The sequence below is a fragment of the Paenibacillus sp. JT31N11 genome (assembly GCF_056269285.1).
In genome coordinates this window covers 1,491,677-1,512,955 of sequence record NZ_JBWDNQ010000001.1, presented here as the reverse complement: position 1 = coordinate 1,512,955, position 21,279 = coordinate 1,491,677, and the positions used below count along the sequence as shown (strand labels likewise).

13 protein-coding genes are annotated in these 21,279 nt (G+C 56.0%); 1 reads left to right on the top strand and 12 read right to left on the bottom strand.

From position 1 onward, the window contains the following. Positions 1-49 precede the first annotated feature (49 nt). From AC0YNV_RS06575 to AC0YNV_RS06555, 5 genes are all read right to left on the bottom strand, one after another. A complete protein-coding gene (locus AC0YNV_RS06575) occupies positions 50-949 on the bottom strand; it encodes a carbohydrate ABC transporter permease (RefSeq protein WP_475766843.1) in 900 nt (299 codons plus the stop codon). Positions 950-973: 24 nt separating this feature from the next. Next, positions 974-1,960 carry an ABC transporter permease gene (locus AC0YNV_RS06570; protein ID WP_475766841.1) on the bottom strand — a complete coding sequence of 329 codons (987 nt, stop codon included), beginning with the start codon at positions 1,958-1,960 and terminating at the stop codon, positions 974-976. Positions 1,961-2,237: 277 nt separating this feature from the next. Then, positions 2,238-4,472, bottom strand: a complete 2,235-nt coding sequence (locus tag AC0YNV_RS06565; protein WP_475766839.1) for a helix-turn-helix domain-containing protein — start codon at positions 4,470-4,472, stop codon at positions 2,238-2,240. Positions 4,473-4,778: 306 nt separating this feature from the next. Beyond that, on the bottom strand, positions 4,779-5,783 hold the full coding sequence (locus tag AC0YNV_RS06560) for a glycoside hydrolase family protein (RefSeq protein ID WP_475766838.1): 1,005 nt from the start codon (positions 5,781-5,783) through the stop codon (positions 4,779-4,781). A 34-nt stretch (positions 5,784-5,817) separates the two neighbouring features. Beyond that, complete coding sequence (locus AC0YNV_RS06555) at positions 5,818-7,905, bottom strand: hypothetical protein (protein ID WP_475766836.1); 2,088 nt, start codon at positions 7,903-7,905, stop codon at positions 5,818-5,820. Between the two features lie 247 nt (positions 7,906-8,152). On the opposite strand from AC0YNV_RS06555, the gene AC0YNV_RS06550 reads away from it, so the two are divergent. After that, positions 8,153-9,049, top strand: coding sequence for an AraC family transcriptional regulator (locus AC0YNV_RS06550; protein WP_475766834.1), 897 nt, complete (start codon positions 8,153-8,155; stop codon positions 9,047-9,049). A gap of 692 nt (positions 9,050-9,741) precedes the next feature. Here the strand turns inward: AC0YNV_RS06550 and AC0YNV_RS06545 are convergent. From AC0YNV_RS06545 to AC0YNV_RS06515, 7 genes are all read right to left on the bottom strand, one after another. Continuing rightward, positions 9,742-10,821, bottom strand: coding sequence for a sialidase family protein (locus AC0YNV_RS06545; protein WP_475766832.1), 1,080 nt, complete (start codon positions 10,819-10,821; stop codon positions 9,742-9,744). A 47-nt stretch (positions 10,822-10,868) separates the two neighbouring features. Next, complete coding sequence (locus tag AC0YNV_RS06540; RefSeq protein WP_475766830.1) at positions 10,869-12,461, bottom strand: glycoside hydrolase family 28 protein; 1,593 nt, start codon at positions 12,459-12,461, stop codon at positions 10,869-10,871. A 13-nt stretch (positions 12,462-12,474) separates the two neighbouring features. Next, positions 12,475-13,470, bottom strand: coding sequence for a sialidase family protein (locus AC0YNV_RS06535; RefSeq protein ID WP_475766828.1), 996 nt, complete (start codon positions 13,468-13,470; stop codon positions 12,475-12,477). Positions 13,471-14,046: 576 nt separating this feature from the next. Then, the gene (locus AC0YNV_RS06530; RefSeq protein WP_475766827.1) at positions 14,047-14,973 is read right to left on the bottom strand and encodes a pectinesterase family protein; all 927 of its coding nucleotides are present in this window, start codon (positions 14,971-14,973) and stop codon (positions 14,047-14,049) included. 132 nt (positions 14,974-15,105) lie between these two features. Further along, positions 15,106-16,011 (bottom strand): 4-hydroxy-tetrahydrodipicolinate synthase, encoded by a 906-nt coding sequence (gene dapA, locus AC0YNV_RS06525; protein ID WP_475766825.1) that lies wholly within the window; start codon positions 16,009-16,011, stop codon positions 15,106-15,108. 36 nt (positions 16,012-16,047) lie between these two features. After that, entirely contained in the window at positions 16,048-18,057 is a 2,010-nt protein-coding gene (locus AC0YNV_RS06520; RefSeq protein WP_475766823.1) for an alpha/beta hydrolase family protein, read from the bottom strand. Between the two features lie 59 nt (positions 18,058-18,116). Further along, on the bottom strand, positions 18,117-21,236 hold the full coding sequence (locus AC0YNV_RS06515) for a glycosyl hydrolase 2 galactose-binding domain-containing protein (RefSeq protein ID WP_475766822.1): 3,120 nt from the start codon (positions 21,234-21,236) through the stop codon (positions 18,117-18,119). Between the last annotated feature and the right edge of the window lie 43 nt (positions 21,237-21,279).

Below are 21,279 nucleotides of genomic sequence, written 5' to 3'. Positions count from 1 at the left end.
ACCGTCCGGAATAAGCCGCGAAGACTTGCTCCGAATTTGCACGGGCGGCCTAGCCCTTGAGCGAGCCGATCATGATCCCCTTGACGAAATATTTCTGGATGAAGGGATAGATGACCAGCATGGGAATAATGGAGATGACAAGCGTCGCATACTGCACGCTTTGCGGGGTAATCGCCGACTGAACATCCTGCGCCAGCGTCACGTTCCCCTGAGCGGCCAGCTGCTCGGCCAGCGAGTTCTCCAGCACGATGTCCCGCAATATAAGCTGGAGAGGGTATTTTTGGAAATCATTCAAAAACATCATCGCCGAGAAAAACGAGTTCCAGTGAGAGACGGCATAGAAGAGCGAAATGGTGGCCACCGGGGCCGCTGATAGCGGCAGCACGATGCGAATCAGCGCGCCGAAGTCGCTGCAGCCGTCGATCCTGGCCGCCTCCTCCAGCTCCACCGGGAACGACCGGAAGAAGGAAATCATGATGATCAGCCACCATGGACTCATCAGATAGGGAATAATGAGCGCCGAATAGGAGCCCACCATGCCCAGCGCCTTCACGACCAGGAACAAGGGGATGATTCCCCCGCCGAAAAACATCGGAATAACGACGTAGGTCATGAAGAAGCCGCGAAGCACCAAATATTTTTTGGATAAGGAATAAGCGGTAATCGTCGTCAGAATCACATTCAGGATCGTTCCGGTAACCGTGATGCCCACCGAATTGACGAATGACCTCGGAATGTGGACGTCTTCGAATAAAATGGTATGGTACGCGCTTAAATTGAACCCCTTCGGAAGCAGTGTAACTTCCCCGCCGGCCACGCTTTGCGGATCGCTCAGCGACACCGCCACGATATTTAATACGGGAAGCAGCGTTGCGATAACGACAATAACCATCACGATATGGATAACAATATCAAGCACTCTGGAGCCCAGCGTCGTGTCTCTGACCAATGTCCTCACTCCTCTCCCGCATGCTTACCATAGACTTTCCTCCGTCACCTTTCGGGCCAAGAAATTGGCACTGACCAGAAAAATGACATTGATGACGGAATTAAACAGATCAACTGCTGCGCCGAGGCTGAAGTCCATGCTGACCAATCCTTGGCGGTAGACATAGGTCGAGAACACATCGGCGGTATCGTAGGTAAGCGGCGAATACATCAGCAGCACCTTCTCCGCGCCGACGCTGAGCACGCCCGACAAGCTGAGAATCAAGGTAATGACAATAACGGGCTTGATGGCCGGCAGCGTAATATGACGCATCTGCTGGAGGCGGGTCGCCCCGTCGAGAACGGCCGACTCGTACTGCTCGGCGTCCACCTTCGACAAGGCGGCCAGATAGATGACAGCCCCCATGCCGAGATCCTTCCATATATGCGAGCCGATGAACAAGCTGCGGAACCACCCCGGAACGCCGAAGAAGTAGATCGGCTCAAGCCCCAGCTTGATGAGCAGAAGATTGACGATACCGGATTCGGGAGCGAGCATCAGCTTCATCATCCCGACGACGGCGACAATGGAAAGGAAGTACGGCAGGTAGCTGACAGTCTGGACAAAGCTCTTGTAATACCGGCTGCGGAGCTCGTTCAGCAGCAGGGCAAACAGGATGGGAACCGGAAAGCCGAAAACAATGGAATAGACGCCGAGCAGAAACGTGTTGCGCAACAGCTGCCAAAAATACGGTCCGTTGATAAAGGTTTTGAAATTGTCCAATCCAAGCGTCCCCGCCCAGGGCGAAGAGAGGATGCTGCTGACAAAATTTTGTCCCGCCTGCAGCTGGAATTGTTTGAATGCGATCAGGACGCCGTACATCGGCACATACGAAAAGAGAAAGAAATAGACCAGTCCCGGGACGAGCAGCAAAAGCAGCACTTTCTGCTGTTTCATCCGTTTCCACATATTCGCTTCGCGCCTTGCCTTACGGATCGTTCCGGCAGCAAGTGTATTCGTACCTGTACCCATGAACCAGTGGTCACCAGCCCTTCCAGTAGATTGAGCGTGAATGAAAACGCTTTATTGGCCCTAACTCTACCGGAACAAGGCTGAAATCGTAAAGGAACAGTTCATTTCGGGCATACATTGTTTGCAAAAATCGGGCAGAAACCCAATAATGGCGCGGTTTGTTGGAGGTTGGGCCGCATGTATGCCCTCACCTGCCGGAATTAGTCCATTAATGGGGGGAACAATTCATTTGCGGCATCCATTTCATTGTTAGTGCTCTCTTTTTTCCAGTTAAGCCTCAGGATTTGAGCGATTCCCGGTACGTGGTCGGCTGCAGCCCGACCGCGCGCTTGAAGGCGCGCCGAAACGTCTTGTCGCTGTTATATCCGACCTCTGATGCGATATCATTGATGCTCTTCTCCGTTCCGTGCAGCAGCTGGCATGCCCGGTCCATCCGCAGCTTCTCCAGATAGTCGGAGAAGCTCTCTCCGGCATGCTCCTTGAACAGCACCGATATAAAGCTCTCGGACAGCTTGAATTGCATGGCAAGCTCGGTCAGGCAGAAGCCGGAATCCGTAAAGCGGTTATGAACGGTTTCCAGCATGGCATCCGCCATCCTGCCCTGCTTTTGTTTCTTGTTTGCGGCGACATGACCGCAAACAATGCGCAGCGCTTTCTGCAGCGACGGCCAGGCAGCTTCGGCCTCAAGCTCCTGCAGCCAAGGCGCAAGCTTCGCGCTCAGCTCTCCGAAGCTGTCGGAGCCGAACTCCATCTGCTCCAGCAGCTTCTGCAGCGTACCATGGACTTCATGGGAGAACTGCTTGGCCGTCGCAGCGTCCAGACGGCGTCCGGTAAAATTCTCTTCGCCCAGATGCCGGAGCAAATGCTCCAGCCCGTCCACATCCCCGTTCTTCGCGGTATGAAGCAGCTTAAGCTCCAGGTCGATTGGATAGTAATAATAGCCGGAGCGCTGCCCGCGGTCCCCGTACCAGATCGCACGGCCCTGGTCGCCCATAACATGATAGTCCGCGGCTTGTCTCGCTTCATGATGGGAGCGCCATATTTCGATCAATTTGTCCGTCCATCTGCCGACTCCAAGAATGAGCCGCATGCCGTTATTGCCCTGCAGCAGACGGGACTCCTTCAGCCATCTCTCCTTCAATCGCTCGCGCTCGGAATCCGCGACCGGAGCGGGGAGCGAGACGATCAGATCGGCATTGTCCGCATTCATGTTCAACCCGTAATGAAAGCCCTCCATCAGACGTTCGATGCGGCTTAAGATAAGCGCCTGGGCTTCATCCGTATCGATGAAGCTTCTGTGATCCATCGTTTCCTTGTGGACGGACACCGTCACGGCAAAATAAGCGTCTTCCGGAAGCAAGATCCTCCCTTCTGCCAGATCAGCCCTTGCCTGCTCCTCCTCCTTGTAATAGCCCTTGAGCAGACGCTCAAGCACGGACGCACGGAGCAGCGGCAGCTGCCGCTCCATTCTGCTGCTGAGCTCCCTCAGCGATGCGGTCAACTCCGAAAGCGGCTTGCTGTTTCGGTAGGCCATCCAAAGCGCCGCGAGGATGCCGATCCCCAGAATGACGGATGTGATGGCCAGGATCATCCGCTTGATATATTCCGCTTTGGCCAGCACGACGCTTGCGGGCACGGCGGCTACAAAGGTCCAGCCATTCTGGTCGGATTCCATATGGGAAACGAGCATTTTAGTATCGTTCAGGGTTTCGAAGGAGGAGCCGGATTTCTCCGGGTAATTCCCCGGCAGCTCCGCCATATCCACGCTCATTCCCGAGGAGAAGGCCGGAGCGATCATATGTCCCTGGTTGTCCCGGATGTAGGCGAAGCCCCCGTTCTTGGCGACCAGCCGGTGAAACAGGCGCGCGATATCATTCTGATTGATAAAGACGATAATCGAGCCCTGCGCCTTGCTTTGAAAGCCGGTCGGAAGCGGATCCACGTAGGCGATGAGCTTCTCCGACGCATCTCCTCCGAAGGAGACGTCGTTCAGATTAAAAAACTGCTTCTGGTCAATATGCCTGACCGCGTTGTCGATCCAGGACTGGAAGGGCTGTCCGTCGATCCGCATGTAGTTGTCAGCCAAATCGAATGTCGTCCGGGTCGTCACGACCCAACGGCTGTTGTCCATCACGATGTAAATATCCCGAAACAATTTGTTCGCGATCACATACCGGTTCAGACTGGTCCGCAGGAGCGAGAAGTTGTACATCTGCTCGGGAGTTGGCGGAATGCCTGCGGTCTGGGTCAGGTTAATGATTTCGTTGTCTACCGAGAGCGCCGACACGAGATCGTCCGTCTCCAGCAGCAGCCGGTCCACGATATCCTGGCTCATTCTCAGCACCTCCAGATTCAGGTCCGTAGCGTCTTCAACCAGGACCTCCTGCGTCCGGTAGTATTGATAGGCTCCAATCGCGATGGGAATAAACAGGATGAGCAAATACGACAGCGCAAATTTAACGAACACCGATTGTTTCGCTTCTCTCTTCGACAAACTGGGCAAACCTCGCATACGGAACGACTCCCCTTTTCGAAACCCTTTTAAACCGCTTACATAAACCCGTTCTAAAATATTCGATTCAGGTTTAGCGGTCGACTTTGAAAATCCAGGGTTGTTTCCTTCATTATCCATGCTATCATTGGATGATTTTGAGAGTCAATTTGTTTTAAGCTTAAATCCCTCCTGTTTTTAGCTTTCTTTTAACTAAATTTAACTAAACTATTCTAAACGATTTATTCAACTCAAACACACTGCCCGCAGTACACCCGGCTTGCGCTGTTGTCCAAATTGGGATGCAGACATTATCAGCGCGGTCGGTTACTCCGGCAGCTTCCGGGAAGCCGCTACCGTTATCGTGCGGAATTCCGGAAAAATATTGCATGTCCGGTCGCCTTCCTCCGGCCGTCTGCTGGCCGTATAGTAGTGATAGAGTATACCATTATCCGTAATGACCGACGGCTTATGTGCAAAAATGGAATCAAGCTCCCCTTTCTCCCCGACTGTAATGATCGGCTCCGGATATTTACTCCAGCTCAGCAGATCGTCCGATAAGGCGATTCCCTCCTGTGCCTGCTTATAGTCGTAGCCGAAGAAGAACATAACCCAGCGGCTGCCGTCCCGCAGCACGCAGGGATCGCTGACGAATCCGCTGTCCCAGCGGTCCGGCGTCACCCTGATGACGGGATTGTGCCCATGCCGCTTCCAGTGGACAAGGTCGGTCGAGGTGGCAAGACCGGTCTGCTCAACCCAGCGTCCGTGATTCCGGTCCTTGGCATTATAGAACAGGTAGAAGCTCCCCTCATGCTCAAGCAGGCATTCCTTGTACAATCCGCCCCGCTCCCACGACTCGCCGTCCTCCGGGACCAGAACCGGATCCTTGACCCGGGTCCAGTCAAGGAGACTTTCATCCTCTGTCCAGGCGAGGCCGATTTTGGCCGAGCCTTCCTCGTAGCCGTCTCCGGGATAGGAATGATAGGCGAGCCAATATTTGCCGTTCCATTTCTTGAGCGTGCCCGGCCCATGCATATCGTTGTCGCGCATGATCCAGGTTCCGGCGATATTTTTCGAATCCCATTCCGAGCCTTCGTCCCGGCGCAAAATCGTGGACAGATGCTCCCAATTCAGAAGATCGTCGCTTATGGCGAGCGCCGTTTGGTAGCCCGCCCCGTCAAAGCCGACGTACATCATATAAAAGCGGCCCTTATGGCGGAATACGAACGGGCAGTCGACCGCGTGATAATCGAAGGCTCCCTGCACGCCGGAGCCGACCAGCACCGGCTTCTTCCATTTATAGGGCGTCAGGCAGCTGGCGATATCCATCATTATTACTCCCTCCTATACATTTCTTGCGCTGCTGTCAAGCAAATGCAGGCTCCGTCCTGTAACGCAGCCGCAGCGCATTGGACAGAACAAGTGCGATAATCCAGGAAGGATTCCACACATTGCTGTGGCCGCGCTGATGATAATGAGTCTGGTAGAATCCTTCTCCCTGCTCCCCGACAACCGTAAAACCCCATTCCCCCGGCTTCGTGCAGATGCCCTGTCCCATCGCTTCCATTACGGTTTTGGCGATTTCCGAATATGCCTTGTTCCCGGTCATCCGGCCGAACCACCACAATTCATAGGTGGGAAAGAACACATCCAGATGATGATTCTGAACACTGACACCCGGCCAGCCGACAGCGTTGAATTGGTTCTCGCGAAGCGGCGCGCCCGGGTCGTACTCTGGACTCCAGACATAAACGAACGTAAGCAGCCAATCGGCAGCCACCTCCGCCCACTGACCGTAACGGGCTTCTCCGGTGAGATCGAACAACTCAAACGCCGCCAGAAAATAATACATTCCGGCTTCCTTGTCTTCGCACCTTGCGTCCAGCGTCGACCGTGCGAACGGCCGCTCGAATGTGCGGGCATGCAGATCATAATAGCGCTCCAATACAGCCCCGGCATGATCCAGATACTTCCGGTCGCCGGTTGCCCTGTATGCTTTGGCTGCCGCAATGACGCATGGAACGCCTGCCCCTGTTACCATTGCGTCGCAAGGACTGCCGTCCTTCAGCCAGCCTGTCGGATAGATCCCGGACGGCAGCGCAGCGCGGCAGAAGAAATCTGCGGCCTCGCGCAGCTCTGTGATCCATTGCGTGGGCACGTCCCTGCCATGCTCGCGGTACAGCAGGATGATATCGGCCAGATCCGAAATCGTCTCCCCGTAAGCCCGGCTGGAAACGACAGATTCACCGTTTAAGGTAAAATTCCCCCATGTCCGGCTCTCCGGCTCATACGAGCAGCTTCTCAATCCCGGCACCCCGGTCCCGCTCCCCTGCAAATAAAAAGCGACCGCCTGCCCGCACCTTGCAATGCGCTCCTCGTCCCCTTGAACAAAGCCGAGCATCGCATCGCACCAGGCCAGCTTCAGACATTGTCCCGTCCATCCGTACAGAAAGTGAAGAGGATGCCGGTTCACTTTGCCGAAATCATTGGAATCGTTGAATTTGATATAACCGGCGGCTCCTTCGGAGCTGCGCCAGCGGTCATCCAGCGCATTCGTCTTCAGCCTTATGATCTCGTCCAGCGTCAGCGGGCTCGCTCCCTGCGGTTCGAACAGCTGCCAGCCCTTCCGCACGGCCTCGCGGAATCCCCAGCCCGTCTGCGGGAGCCTGCCCCAATCCAGCATATAATGCTTGGTTAAGGCGTAATCCGCAGGAAAGTCCAGGTAACCGCCGGAATAGGGCTCCGTTTTGCTTTTGCCCACATAATAGATGTCCTTCCCGCCATTAAACATCAGAACGCCGCTCATGGCAGCAATTGCTGTATGGCCGTCCTCCCGCAGGACGCCAAGCGAGCCGTAATCTCCTTCGCCATCCTCCGTGTATGCAAGGGAAGGGGCGGAAAATAACGAAATATAGCTTGTTTCCTTCTTCTCCGTCCATTCCACGTTGACACAGGGGATAGGCAGCCGGTGCTCCTCACATATGAATCCCTCTTCCGCACCCAGCTTGGGGACAATTCTCCGGGGATCGGATGACGGATTATTGTTATAGATCATATGGGGAATCGTTATATTCTCCTTCTCCCGCTCCGGCAGCTCGAATACGATGCCGACGGCCGTATCGGCCAGCAGCTTCCCGCTCCTGTTCGTCCAATTTACAATCAGATGCAGGACCTGATGCAGGCCGAACGATAATTCGAGCATCACGTCAAGATCCTTGATCCGGCCATTTATCAGAATCGATGCCGGGGTGGATGAAACGCGGGGCTGATCCATAAGGACGGGCTCGGTATTCCACGGCTTGCCGTATGAACTGATCATCATCCGGCTCAGCATTCCCGCAAAATAAGGGGTTGTGAGCCCCACTCCGCGCAGGATGAACCGGATGCCGTCCGGACTTTCTATAATTTCCGCAATTTTGCCGTTATCTTCGCTTGTTAAGGCATGAATGGTCATAAAATCTCCTTTGGGGGTGTATAATTTCCGCTTGCCTGGCAGAGCCGGATTTTCTACTATTATACGGTGCATGCGAGCGGGCTCTATAGGTGATAACGGCTTATTCTATAGGCGAAATGCACTCCCGCCCCGCCGCAGTAATGTATTAGCCCTATTCTGTATGTAAAATGATCTATATCATTCCTTGCCTATCCTCAATAGAATAAAAGGGAGCTTAAGCCTTTATTACATTAGCGGGGTGAGTTTTATGAATGGACGATTGCGGCATCTGAAGGGGGATCGTTTTTTCAAAGAGAAAACCGGCATTTATTTAAACCGGATCAGAGAAGCGTTTATGACGCCCAAGCATACGCATGATTTCATCGAAATCTGTTATGTCGATGAAGGCTCCGGCTATCATCATGTCCATAACCAGGTATACCGGGTCAAACACGGAGATTTGTTTGTCATTCCGGTCGGGACTTCTCATGTCTTCCGGCCGTCATCGCCGAATCAACGCGAGCCGCTCGTCGTGTACAACTGTATTTTCAGGCTGGACGTGCTGGACAAATGGAGGCATCTGCTCCCCTGTGACTCCAGCGTTCACTGCGTTATTTTCCATCCTTCAGGGATGGAGATCCCGTATCTGCACATAGGCGACAAGCATGATCAGATCCGGCCCCTGATTACCAGCATGCATATGGAATACCTGCGAAAATATGAAGGCTATGAAGCGATTTTGTCGAGTATGCTCATGCAGCTGCTGACCTTGGTTCACCGTATCATGCATGAAGAAACCGTCACCCATGACGTTCCATGCCGAAAGACAGGCAAGCTGGACGATGCGATGCAGTTTATCCGGGAGCACTATTGCGAATTTCTTACCGTCAAACAGCTGGCAGACTTTATGTATATGAGTCAGAGCCATTTTCAGCGTTCGTTCAAGAGGTCGACAGGCCTCACCTTCACGCAATACCTGCAAAATTTACGCATTCAAAAATGCTGCGAGCTGCTGGAGACGAGCGATCAGCCCGTTCACCAAATCGCAAACATGATCGGGTATAAGGACATGAAATTCTTCCATGCGCTGTTTCTGAAAAAAATGGGACTGACCCCGCAGCAGCACCGCCGGATCCATCAGGCTGAGGATTACCGCGCTATTTGAGCACTGGAATGATGCGCCGGTCCAGGAAATCCGCAGGTATAAGATATTCATTCTGTCCTTTGCCAGGAAGACAGGACGAGCGTTCTGCCAAAGGATCATGCGTTTCCAGGCCGGTTTTTACCGCTTACAGCATGCTTTTGCTGCTATTCTGCCGATCCAGCAAGGAAAAACCTTATTACAGCGGCTCCCTGGTTATTTTCACCGGTCGAAACCCTATCCAGACCGGTTTTTACCGCTTACAGCATGCCTTCGCTGCTATTCTGCCGATCCAGCAAGGTAAAACCTTATTACAGCGGCTCCCTGGTTATTTTCACCGGTCGAAACCCTATCCAGACCGGTTTTTACCGCTTACAGCATGCCTTCGCTGCTATTCTGCCGATCCAGCAAGGTAAAACCTTATTACAGCGGCTCCCTGGTTGTTTTCACTTGTCGAATCCCTGTTTAGCCTCTGCCCACAACGCCCGCAAAGTCCTAATGACCTTTCCGGCAAGGAACCTGCATAAAACCTTATCTCATATTTTTCAAGAAACAGAAAATACCATCATCTGGAATCATATTAAGTTTCTTCAAATTCTATAGAAATTTATAAAACAAAAGCAGGCTGCCCAAAGCTTCTTGCAGGCAGCCTGCTTCCTTTATGATGCCTAGATATTCAACATGGCTGCCTATCCGCTGGTCCGTATGCCTACGGCTTAAAGGCCGGTAAAACTGAGCTTGCTGGCCCATTCCTCGCTGACACGGACATATTTGATCGTTTTGCGCAAATAGGAAAAGGCGATATGCAGCTTCCCGTCGCCGGTGGAAATAATGCTGGGATAGGAATAGCCCACTTCCCTTTCCTTGTATTCCAGATCGGCCGTCTGGACGTTTCGGATGTGGGGCCACGTTCTTCCCTCATCCTCCGATACGGCCAATGTGAGCGGCGTCCGAAGCGTCTTGCGCCGGAAACCGTCCCCTTTCTTCACCCAGCGGAACTGGTCGCGCTCGATCGAGGAATTGTTGAAGATGAGCGCCCAGCGTCCGTCCGGCAGAGCAGTTGCCTGCATGGAGGAGTTGTTGTTCGGCAGCATGCTTTTCTCGGGAACCGACCAATTGCGTCCATCCGGAGAGACGCTTGTATAGATCCGGTCGGCATGGCGGCTGCGGAACATGGCGTACAGACTTCCGTCACTCCGCTCGATGACATTCATCTGCACGCAGTGAAGGCTGTTCGGCACCTCATGCTCTTCCCATGTGCCGCCCTGATCCGGGCTGATTTTGACGACGCTGTAATGCCCGCCGGATTTGCAATAATAAGCCGGCAGCAGCCAGGCTCCGTCCCTCAGCACAACTACCGGATGCCGCAAGAAAATGCCCGGTCCGTCAAACAGTGTTTCCGCTGGTCCCCAGGTCTGCCCGCGGTCCTCCGAAATGCGGCTCACAACCCTTGACGTCTTCTGATCATGGGGCTGATTGGACGTATGGAACAACCATACCTTCCCGCCTCCCGGCTCCTGAAACAGGACGGGATTCTGCTCGGAGCGCACCGGGTCGCTGGCCAGCACCTCCGGTTCCGACCAGCAGCCCGTGCCAGAGGGCAGTCTCGACATGACGATATTCGTATCCGGATTCCCTTCCCCGCTGCCTGAAAACCAGACGCACAGCAAGTCGCCATTGTCGAGCGCCAGCAAATTGGCCGAATGGCTGTCCGCTTCATATTTTATCGGAAGGAAACCTTCCATCACTTCCGGATCGTTTTCCGATGGCGCAATGACTCCGTTAAACCGTTCCATTCCGCTCACACTCCTTAATGTTTCACCCTGCAGTCGAAAATCCGCAATCATTCCGCTTCCCGCTCCTCTCCTGTATAAATCCGAATTTGCGAGGCATCTGTTTCCGGTGCGCATTCCACCCTATATAGTGCCGCTCCCGTGCCGTGGATCTCCACATTGGACGTTCCGGCGCCGCCTACCTCCATAAACGGCTGGTCCGCAGCCTGCGGCGATATCCTCTCCAGCCGGATATCGCCGCATTCGTGAAGCGACAGCAGCGGACCCTGCCCAGTCGTGACCGTCACATCGGCAAAGCTTGCATTTCGTACGAATTCCATGGAAATCCCTTTCTTCGAGACGATATTCACATCGTGAAACCGGATATTTTCAATCGGCATTTCCGCAAGCCCCTTCATATGAACCGCCTGGTTGGCGCCCGTACAATAGATATGCTCGAACAGAAAATCGCGGAATACCGGGGTTCCCTCCGATACCGGCTCGACAACCGGGTGTTCCGAGCCTGCATGGCTGTAGAACATGCTGAAGGTAATCGCTTCTTTGGGAATGCCGACCATCCTGATGTTTCGTACCCGGATGTTCTCCACTACACCGCCGCGTCCCCTTGCCGTCTTGAACCGCAGACCGTTGTCGGTGCCCATGAACAGACAATCCGTGATGGAGACGTTTCGCACGCCGCCGGACATCTCGCTGCCGATGACGAAGCCTCCGTGTCCGTGATACACGGTGCAATCATGTATGCTGATATTCTCGCACGGCGCACCGAGCTCCCGCCCGTCCGCATCCTTGCCCGATTTGATGCAAATGGCATCGTCGCCAACGTCGAACTGCGAATCGGCAATCTCCACATAACGGCATGAATCGAGATCCAGACCGTCTCCGTTCTGGGAATACCACGGATTTTTGACGGTTATGCCGCGGATCGTGACATGCTCGCAAAGCCATGGATGCAGGCACCAGCTGGGGGAATTTTGAAACGTTGTCCCCTCGAGAAGTACACGGCGGCACCGGTCCAGCTGCAGCAGCGCCGGTCTCAGGAAGTCCCGCGCCGGAAGGTAAGCCTCCGGTTCAGCTGCGCCACCCTCAATCAATTGCTTGGCGATCGCTGCTCCCCGAATCGCCTGCTCCGTCGGCCACCACATCCGCCCACTTACGTCCGTCACGCCGCCGGAGGAGGTGAGCGCCCTCCACTGATGCTCGGTCATCTTCATCCGTTTGACTGGACGCCACGCATCCCCCGATCCGTCGAATACGCCTTTTCCCGTTATGGCGATGTCATGCAGATCGGCTCCGTAAAGCGGCGAGATGCAGCGCACCGTTCTCAAGCCTTCATAGCTTGTATGGATGAGCGGATAATCGTCGAAGCTCCTGCTGAACAGCACCAGCCCTCCCCCCTCCGCATGGAGGTTGATACCGCTTTGCAGCCTGAGCGGACCGGTCAGCCATATGCCCGGCGGAATCTTCACCGTTCCGCCCCCAAGTGAGGAGCAGGCTTCAATCGCGCTGTTAATGGCAGCGGTATTCATCGTCGCTCCGTCCCCGACCGCGCCGAAATCGGCGATGGAATACACCTTATTTGGAAATGACGGCAGCTCCGGGTGATTGTTTTGGATGCCGGGCTCCGACAGGGACCAATGTGTCAAGTGAAACTCCTCCTCATGTCTTGTCTGCCTGGCGGCACAGGGGTATCCGGCAGAAAGCGATTCTTTCTCTTTTCCATGTATACGTCACATACAGATGATCTCCGCGAGCCACAACGGCCGGATAGGAATACTGCTTCTCGCCCTGATCGAGCAGGAGCTCGGAGTGCCATGTTTGTCCGTTGTCTTCCGATAATCGGATGACCAGCGGGGTTCGGGGGCCTTTGGTGCTGCCCGCCTCCGGGCGCACGGGATTGTAGACTAGCGCGAGCAGCCCGTCATCCGCCCTGACCAGATCGATTCCGCTGTTGTTGTTGGGGAGGTCCGTCGGATACGCCGGACTCCAGGTTTTGCCGCCGTCCCGGGAATCGCTCCGATAGATCGCGCCTTCCGTACTGCGGGTCAGCATATGTACGATGCCCGGATGAGATTCCCATATTGCCGGCTGGATGATGCCTTTGCCAAGCAGAACGCTGTGGTCAAGAGGAACCGTTTCGCTGCGGACCCAAGTTTCGCCTCCGTCCCGGGACAAATCCACAAAGGCGTCCCAGGCTGGCTCCAGCGATGCAGGCGCCGCAATCGTGCCGTCGGACAGGATAACCGGTTTATTTTTCACCGGCCCTCTTCCTCCGATATCCCCTTCGACGAGCTGCTTCGGAGGACTCCAGGTAATTCCGCCATCCGCAGAGCTCATGACCATCGTCATCCATGACGATATGGTTTTTCCAATTTTATAATAGAGCATGATCAATCCGTCGTCCCGGCGAAAAAGCACGGGATTCCAGTGCGGCATATCGTCTTGGTCCGCCAGCTTCTCCGGGGACGACCAGACGCCGTCGGTTCTACGTGCTGCCCAGATTGCCACATCTCCGGCTCCCTCCCGGGAACCGCCGAACCAGCCCGCAATAACCGTTTCATCCGGCAGCACGACCAGCGTAGATGCGTGGCAGCTCCGGAACGGCCGCTCTTCTTCAAAAATAAACTCCCTCGTCAATTCTCCATATGGACTCATCGCATTTGCTCCTTTGCCCGGTCCAGGGTACGCGCCGTGCGGCCCCTCGACCTTCTGGAGTTCATTATAACTCGGGGTAAAATCCTATTTTTAGGCGGAATCCGCTTCTTCTATAGGGATATCCTGCGCAAGACGACGGGCCGGAGATGGCCGCCTGTCCAGGTCGTCATTCTTAATACATACTTACTACGCCGGTTGGCGATGCTGCACGGTTTTTCCCGTTTACAGAACCTCAACCTCCGGGCAGCCGGCCTGCAAGAAGGATTTTGCTTGCTGGAATTGGCGGCTTCACCGTGCCATACTTTCGCCTTCTGATATCGTAAGAAGAAACAGCATCGTCGCGGATTTATGGCGGCAACCGCAAGTTTCTTCGTCTTCTTCCAATTACTGTATGGATATTGAGCCTGATTTATATTTTCACAACGTTCAAAAAAAGATCGGCAAGACCATTTTCCATTCCAGGCTCATGAGATACATCCTGTAGAATGGATCTTACACACGCGCCGCAGCAGATCCGCCGTCTCCCATCTTGACTATCCGGTACGTTCAACCACCAATGTTTCGGGATTCCACTCTTTACAATCCGCTGTAATCCACCGTCATTGCATCGGGGTCCCATCCATCGCTTCCGCCCAGCGCGGACGATTTCAGCCCGTCGGCTTCCGGTCCCGGCAGCCGTTTCGCCCAGGCTGCGCGGCTTTCCGGCCGGGCACCCGGACCGGTGCTGCCGAATTCGGCGAACGAGGCCGTCTTTTCCCGGCTCGGATCGCGCCAGTTGTCCCAGCCCGCCGGCCGGATGTGGCGGTCCATCCACGAGCGGACAAACGCGACCTTGGCGTGCGGCCGCCAAGGCCTGCCGAGACTGACGCTGTGCTCCGGCGCTGCGCCGGTCAGCTTGCAGTTGACAAAGACGTAGCCATAAGCCTGCTCCTCGGCTGTGGAGGCAGCGGTCACATATCCGCTATGTCTTCGGATGCTGTGAATTTCACATCGCTCGAACACCGCCGTCGCCGATCCGAATATAAAATCGACCGTTCCCTCGATGTAACTGTCTGCGTAATATTGTCTTCCCTGTCCGGGCGTGTACAAGGTATCCTGGTTTCCCCGGATACAGACGTCGCGGAAGACGGCCCGGTCTCCGGCCACGGCCAGCGCCAGCGCCTGCCCTTTGTACAATCCGGCCTGATTGGAGAAGGTGAGTCTTTCCGCGTGGAAATCATCGGCGTAAACATAGGTGCTGGCGCTGTTGTCGTTGCCGATCTTCATGCCATCCTGTCCGATCATGTTCGCGTAATCCGAATAAACGAGCACAGTGCCCTCGCGGCTTTCCCCGATCAGACTAAGCCCCTTCTTGCTTGCCGGAACGATAACCTTCTCTTCGTAAATGCCCTTGCGGATATAAATAACCGTCCTCCCGTCGGAATGCTCCGGTGCAGCCGCCACCGCCTCCTGGACGGTCCGGAAATCGCCTTCCCCGCGGCCATCCACCACTATTGTCGCCACTTATCCTGTCCCCTTTCCCGATCCCATCCTCTAAACGCCCAACCCGCTTACTCGCATTTTCCGGACAACGGAGCATCCCCCGGTTATCCGACTCGAAGCTGAATATAAAGCTGTATCCTGTCGTCATTCATTTCATGACAATTCCTCGCGGATGCAGCCCAGCTCCCGGTAGTATCCGAGCACATGATCGAGCTCTGCGGAAGCATCCGGATTAAGCGGAGCGATCGGTGACCGGCATGGACCTGCGTCAAGTCCCATACGGTTCATCGCTTCCTTGAATACCGACGGCAGCGTCGCCTTCTGGTACACTTGCGACAGTGGAGCCAGCAGCGCCTGCGCCTTCTCGGCCGCCTCCTCATCACCGTTTTGCCAAAGGTTATAGATGGATACAAGCAGCTCCGGCAGCACGTTGGCCGACCCGCTGACGCCGCCTTTTCCCCCAGCTCTCAGCGTCTGCAGGAGCAGAGCGTCCGAACCGGAGAGGACGGCAAAATCCGGCCCCGCAGCGGCAATGTACTGCTTAATCAAATCCAGGCTGCCGCTGCTGTCCTTGATCGCGACGATATTGCCGACTTTCGCAAGCTCCGCGACCGTCCGCGGCTCGAGATTGACACCCGTCCGTGCGGGGAAATTGTACAGCACGATCGGCAGCGATACCGACGCGGCGACGCTCCGGTAATGGTCGATCAGCTCCTGCTGGGTGAAGGGAAGAAAGTACGGCGCAATGATCGACAGCGCATCCGCTCCGATCTCCTCCATCCGCTCGGACAGCGCCGCGACCTCTCTTGTGCTGATGCCGCCCGTTCCCGCATAAATCGGAACCTTTCCTTTCGCTTCTTCCACGACGATCTTCATGATCCGGATTTTCTCCTCCTGCGTAAGGGAGAAAAATTCCCCGTTCGTGCCGAGACCAAACAGCCCGTGTGCGCCGGCGTCCAGAAAGCGTCGGACAAACCGGCGCAGCGCGCCCTCGTTTATTTCCTGATCCTTCGTAAAGGGCGTCATAATCACAGGAATAACTCCTTGCAGCAGCTTCACTTGATTCAACCTCCATCATTCGATTCTTGAAACAGATCAGTTGGCCCGGTTAAGATCGGCTTCGACTGCGGCGGGTTCAGCTTCCCGCTTCAAACGGCCTTCCGCCTCCAGCCACCGGTCCATGTCCGGCAGGTCGAAATACCGCAGCATGTCGGGAAGTATATAGCTGAGCGAGTCTTCAGACTCACCCCATGGACTGCGGATCCATTCCGCCAGGCTGACGAAGGAGCGGTCCATCCTGACGCTTTTTACCTTCGGCTGGAGCATTGCGGCCCAGCCCGCATATACCGCATACCTGCCGCAGCCGTATAATTCGATATCCTCTTCGTCGACCACGTCAGCCATTCCCGCCGCCAGATCCACGGCGCGCAGAACATCATAGACGCGCATGGCCGCCAGACTGTCACCAAGCCACATCAATTCATCCGTATGCTTGTCGAGAACACCAAACAGCTTATACGGATCTTCATCCGGTTCGTCCAGATGCGGCAGAAGGGGGCCAACCGCTGTAGGATTGAGCACCATAACGATTCTGCCCGCCGAACAGGCCTGCCGGATCCATGAAGCATGCGGCTCCAGGCAATGTGTCCCGCGGTCCCAAACTGCTATGGTTACCGGACGTTTGCCGCTTTCCGGACAGTCGTCGCTGAAAAACAGGGCATGATTCAACAAGCCGCGCTGGCTCCACCATACGGCGCGGCTTACCAGCATCCCGTCATAAACGCCGCCTCCGGCATGGCGGGGATTCATGTCAACGGGGCACCTGCCTGCATAAACGGCTGATCGCAGCCATTCCACAGCCTTTTGCTTCAGCATACCGCCCTGAAGCTGCCGCCTCTCCGACTCGATCTCCGCAAGCCGCTTCCCATTCTCATCATATATGCCCATTGCCCCGTCCAGCTCTCCGATCACCTGTCCGCTCCGGGTGCACCACAGCTGCTCCGGCGGCAGCAGCTCAATGCTTTTCTCAGCCGGAGGCCCGGAAGTTTCCAGCAGATGCTTCGAGAAGAACCGGACGGCCGCGCGCACCAGCGGGACAGTGAAGCGGTGCGCGTTCTCGTCCTCGTACAATTCCAGACGATCGCCCTGTCCGAACAGCTCCCAGAACCTTTTGTTCACTCCGACCGTATGACGCGGCCCTTCGATCGGGACGGAATCGTAAGTTGTCGCAAGCACAAGAACCGGACGGGGCGCCATGGCAAGCACAATATCCTCATGATCGAAGCCGGACGCCGAGAAGCCGGGCCATTTCTGCTCCGCGTCCTGCGTCTTGCCGGTAAGCAGGAAGTACGGGCGGTTCATGATGAATCCGCCGGGTGCGGCAGCCGCTAACCGGCGGTCGTACATCATCAGGAGCGAGGTCTGCATCCCCCCGCCGGAATGGCCGATTGCTCCGATCCGGTTAGGATCGACCTCCGGCCGGGTGCATAAATAGTCGATCGCCCGGACTGCGTCATGCAGCATGAAGCGCGCCAGGCTGTCGCCCATCGGCAGGAGCCTGCGGCCGGCATTCTCATGATCCCGCACGCTTGACATGAGGGCCTGCCTCGTGACCGGGTCAAACAAGTTCAACCGCTCTCCCTGGCCGATCGGATCAATCGCCAATACGACAAGTCCGGCATGAACGAGGTGATGGCAGGCGGTCTGATATTCGTCGCAATGCTTGGCCTTCTCGCGGTGGCCGCATAACAGCAGCACCGCGCCGCGCGGCCGTTCGATGCCCGCTGGAACGTATAAGTTCGCGGTTACATGCACATTGGGCCTCGATTCAAATATCACTTTCTCGATACGGAAGCCGCTGCCCTCGACGATCCCGGAAATCCATGGATTCAGCGGAGTGTCCATTGGCGGCATGCCCCCGACGGACCGCTCGATGCCTTCGCGGACGGCCATCTGCCGGCGCTCCACGTCCGCAATCGTTTGAAGCTTCGCCCGCTCCCGTTCGCCTTCCGCCGCCGCGCGCATCGCCGCTTCGTATACCAGCCGCGGCAGCTGGCTTCTCACATCGAAGCCTGCAACCCGCGAGTTCTCGAGTTTTTCCCACATGGCCGAATAGTCGCCTCCTCCTTGAAATCGCTGGAAACGCTTGAATCGCTGCACTGGAATTAGGCCTGCCTTTCCTGACTGGACACCGACTGCACCGCAGCGGCCTCATGACCGCGGCCGGAACTCCCCAGCAAGGAAATAAGGAACCGGTCAAGCACCGGATTGCAGCCGACCCGTCCGGCAAGCGGCAGCGCGATGAAATAGATGACACCCTTACCGAGAAGCTTGCTTGCAACGACAGGCAGCTTAACCTTCTCGCCGGCCGAGCGCCGGTACAGATAGGTGAACACAATGGTCTCCAGCCCTTTCCCCGCCAGCTGGCTGTCGGCCATTCCCTCGATCCGCCCGCAGCTCTTGTCATAGAAGTAAGAGAAATCGTCTTCTCTCATCCATTCCAGGCCGGGCGTTCCGCGTTCAATCGCCAGCGTGTATCTGGTTTTCATTCTGACCGCTTCCACATTTTCCCCTTCAATCTCCCAGGCATCCTGCTCGCCTCCGCTGCCGCTGCCGCGGATCAGCAGGAGTGAAGCGCCTTCCCTCACCCGCTTCAGCAGGGAAGCCTTGCGGACCGCGAATTCCTTGCCTGACGAGACGATAAGCGGAACATCGCCGCGCCAGTCCGCGCCCTCATCCGCCCCGGTCTCTTTAACCGCCTCCGCAGACAGCCGCAATGAGGCGGCAAGCCGCTTGGCATCCTCCCCGATATATGCGGCCTTAATAGGAAGACTCCCGGCTGCGATATCCGGAAACGCTTCGAACTCCAGGCGTTCCCTGTTCACGGCATTTCCGGCCTCGTCAAGCAGGGAAGCGTCCACATACAGACAACGCCTTTCCGTGACCTGAGGAACGGTGAACCGGATCGTGCCCGCATACTTCGAGGCCGTATGCGGGACGGACTCCGCAGGCAGCTCATAATGCCCATAATCGCCTGCTTCGTCCCGCAGCGTCGCGAGAATGCGGCAGTTCTCAAGCGCATTTGCCGTGTCATTCAGAAGCCACACCTCGATCTCCAGCTGTTCCCCCTCGTACGCCTTCAGCCTGTCGCAGCGCAGATGAACGCGGACCGGCTCCAGACAGGAGCGGTAAATGAAATAGGCCGGCTTCGGGACCCGGTCGACGCCGACCAGCGCCTTCATCCAGCCGGAAGGCCATGCGTCAATCAGCAGATGCACGGCGGTGGAAACGACATAATCGACTCTTCTTCTCCATGCGTCCGTCATCCATTTCGTCGCCAGGCTTTGATGCCGCTGGCTGGCGCGAATCCATTCCCCGATCGTCCGCTGCTCCGTATACCAGTCGCCGTGCATGCCGTATGTCTGCGCACGGACGATTTTCTCGGGGGTCCAGGGCTCATTCTCGCTTTCGACGGCTGGAAGCCAAGCCTTGGGATAATAAGCCCTCATGACATCCAGATTATCGAGCCCCTCCGCTCCGTATTCGCCGCAGCCCGCCTTCCATCCCTCCCGGATGGGCGGCAGGAAGCCTTGGTGCATTTTGCCGACGGGCATAATATTGTCGGTGTACCACATGGTGTAGCAATGAAAATCGGGAAGCCCCTCGCGGGTCGGCGGGTCGTAATCTCCGTCGGTGTTCTTGACGACGCGATCCGGATTCTCGATATAAATCGCCTGCCTGGCCGCGACGAAGAACGCTTCCAGTTCATCGCGGAACAGGAAACGATGGCCTTTCCTTCTCTTCTCCGTCCGCGAAGGCTCATTGATCAGCGATACGATGACGGAGGACGGATGGCTCCTGATGAGCCGTTCCATCTCCGCCGCCTGCCGCACCGCTTCGACGAACTGATTGCGCCGGATATGGCCGAACGTCGGCAAATCGCTTTGATGCAGCATGCCAAGACGGTCGAAATAATCGTAAATTTCTTCCTGTACGGGACGCTGCGTCATCCGGAAAAAATTCATATTTGCCAGCTTGGCGATGAGGATGTCGTCGATCAGCTGCCCGTCATCACCGCGCATCACACACTGCTGGAGATGGCCCATCTCATTGGCGCCGCGCAGTATAATCGGGCGGTTGTTGAGATAGAGAGACCCCTTCGGCAGCGACTGTTCATCCAGTTGAAATTTCCGCATCCCGAAATGGCGGTCCCGACAATCGGTCCATTGGCCTCCGCTCCCCAGAGAGACGCGGGCTACATACAAGCAGGGCGATTCCAGCTCCCACAGCCGGAAAGCCGGCAATTCGATCCTGTACCTGAAATAGTTCATTCCCGGGCCGGCATACGCTATAACGAACGAAAAAGGACCGTATGTCTCACCGGTGAAGTTGTCCGGCAGAATTTCGATGCATATTTCCCTGTCCTCGATCAGGCCGTCCGTCGCATTCTCCGCGTCCACCCATATCTCCGCATACGCTTCGTCTATATTGGGCCTGACGAATATGTCCTTGATGAACAGCGGCGGCCTTTCCTCCACAAATACCTTGTTATACAAGCCGGCGCCCGGAGGGCAGTGATGCCAGCCGCTTTCCGGATCGTCCCACCCCGGACCGGTCGCCGCATATATTTTGTCCCCGTCCAGCAGCGTTCCGCCGACACCCATCATGGGATAATCGTTTTGTACTTCGATCACAAGCGTATTGTTCTCCTGCAGCAGCTCCGTCACGTCGAATTCGAAAGGGGCGAAGAAGCCCTCATGCGCGCCTACGCATTTGTCATTGAAATAGACAGCCGCCTTGTAGTCGACTCCCTTGAATGCGATATAAACGCGATTATCCGGCGAAGCCGGGCGGAAAGCGAATTCGGTGCGGTAATATCCCGTCCAACGTCCTTCTTCATCCGTCGGTCCCCGAAAATCGGGAATACCCGCCGTCTCCCATTTGCCCTCGCCCTCCAGGATGCGCCGGAACCGGCTGTCCTCCTCCGCCTTGTAACGGAATTGAAATTCGGCGAGCTCTATCCGTGAACGCTCCAGGCTGGCCTCTGGCGCCAGCTTTCGCAGAAATGGCGCATATTGGCCGCGAAGCTGTTCAAGCTGCTCCTGAAAAAGGGCAAGCTGCTGCTCATACGAGGCTTCCTCCGGTTTATCCGATGCTTGCCGGCCGGGCGCAAAATAGGTTTTCTGATAAGCTAACGGCGGGATCTCCTTAAAATGTTCCCCATTAGACGGATGCTCGCGGGAAGCGATTTCCGCAAACGGGTCGTGCTGACGATGTCGCTCCATTTCATGCCCCCTGGCGGAAAATTATAATTCCGGCAGCACTGTG

Coding starts and splice junctions, on each gene's coding strand:
- AC0YNV_RS06570 (WP_475766841.1), bottom strand. CDS start 1,960: ATGGGTACAGGTACGAATACACTTGCTGCCGGAACGATCCGTAAGGCA.
- AC0YNV_RS06565 (WP_475766839.1), bottom strand. CDS start 4,472: ATGCGAGGTTTGCCCAGTTTGTCGAAGAGAGAAGCGAAACAATCGGTG.
- AC0YNV_RS06560 (WP_475766838.1), bottom strand. CDS start 5,783: ATGATGGATATCGCCAGCTGCCTGACGCCCTATAAATGGAAGAAGCCG.
- AC0YNV_RS06555 (WP_475766836.1), bottom strand. CDS start 7,905: ATGACCATTCATGCCTTAACAAGCGAAGATAACGGCAAAATTGCGGAA.
- AC0YNV_RS06550 (WP_475766834.1), top strand. CDS start 8,153: ATGAATGGACGATTGCGGCATCTGAAGGGGGATCGTTTTTTCAAAGAG.
- AC0YNV_RS06545 (WP_475766832.1), bottom strand. CDS start 10,821: ATGGAACGGTTTAACGGAGTCATTGCGCCATCGGAAAACGATCCGGAA.
- AC0YNV_RS06535 (WP_475766828.1), bottom strand. CDS start 13,470: ATGAGTCCATATGGAGAATTGACGAGGGAGTTTATTTTTGAAGAAGAG.
- AC0YNV_RS06520 (WP_475766823.1), bottom strand. CDS start 18,057: ATGTGGGAAAAACTCGAGAACTCGCGGGTTGCAGGCTTCGATGTGAGA.
- AC0YNV_RS06515 (WP_475766822.1), bottom strand. CDS start 21,236: ATGGAGCGACATCGTCAGCACGACCCGTTTGCGGAAATCGCTTCCCGC.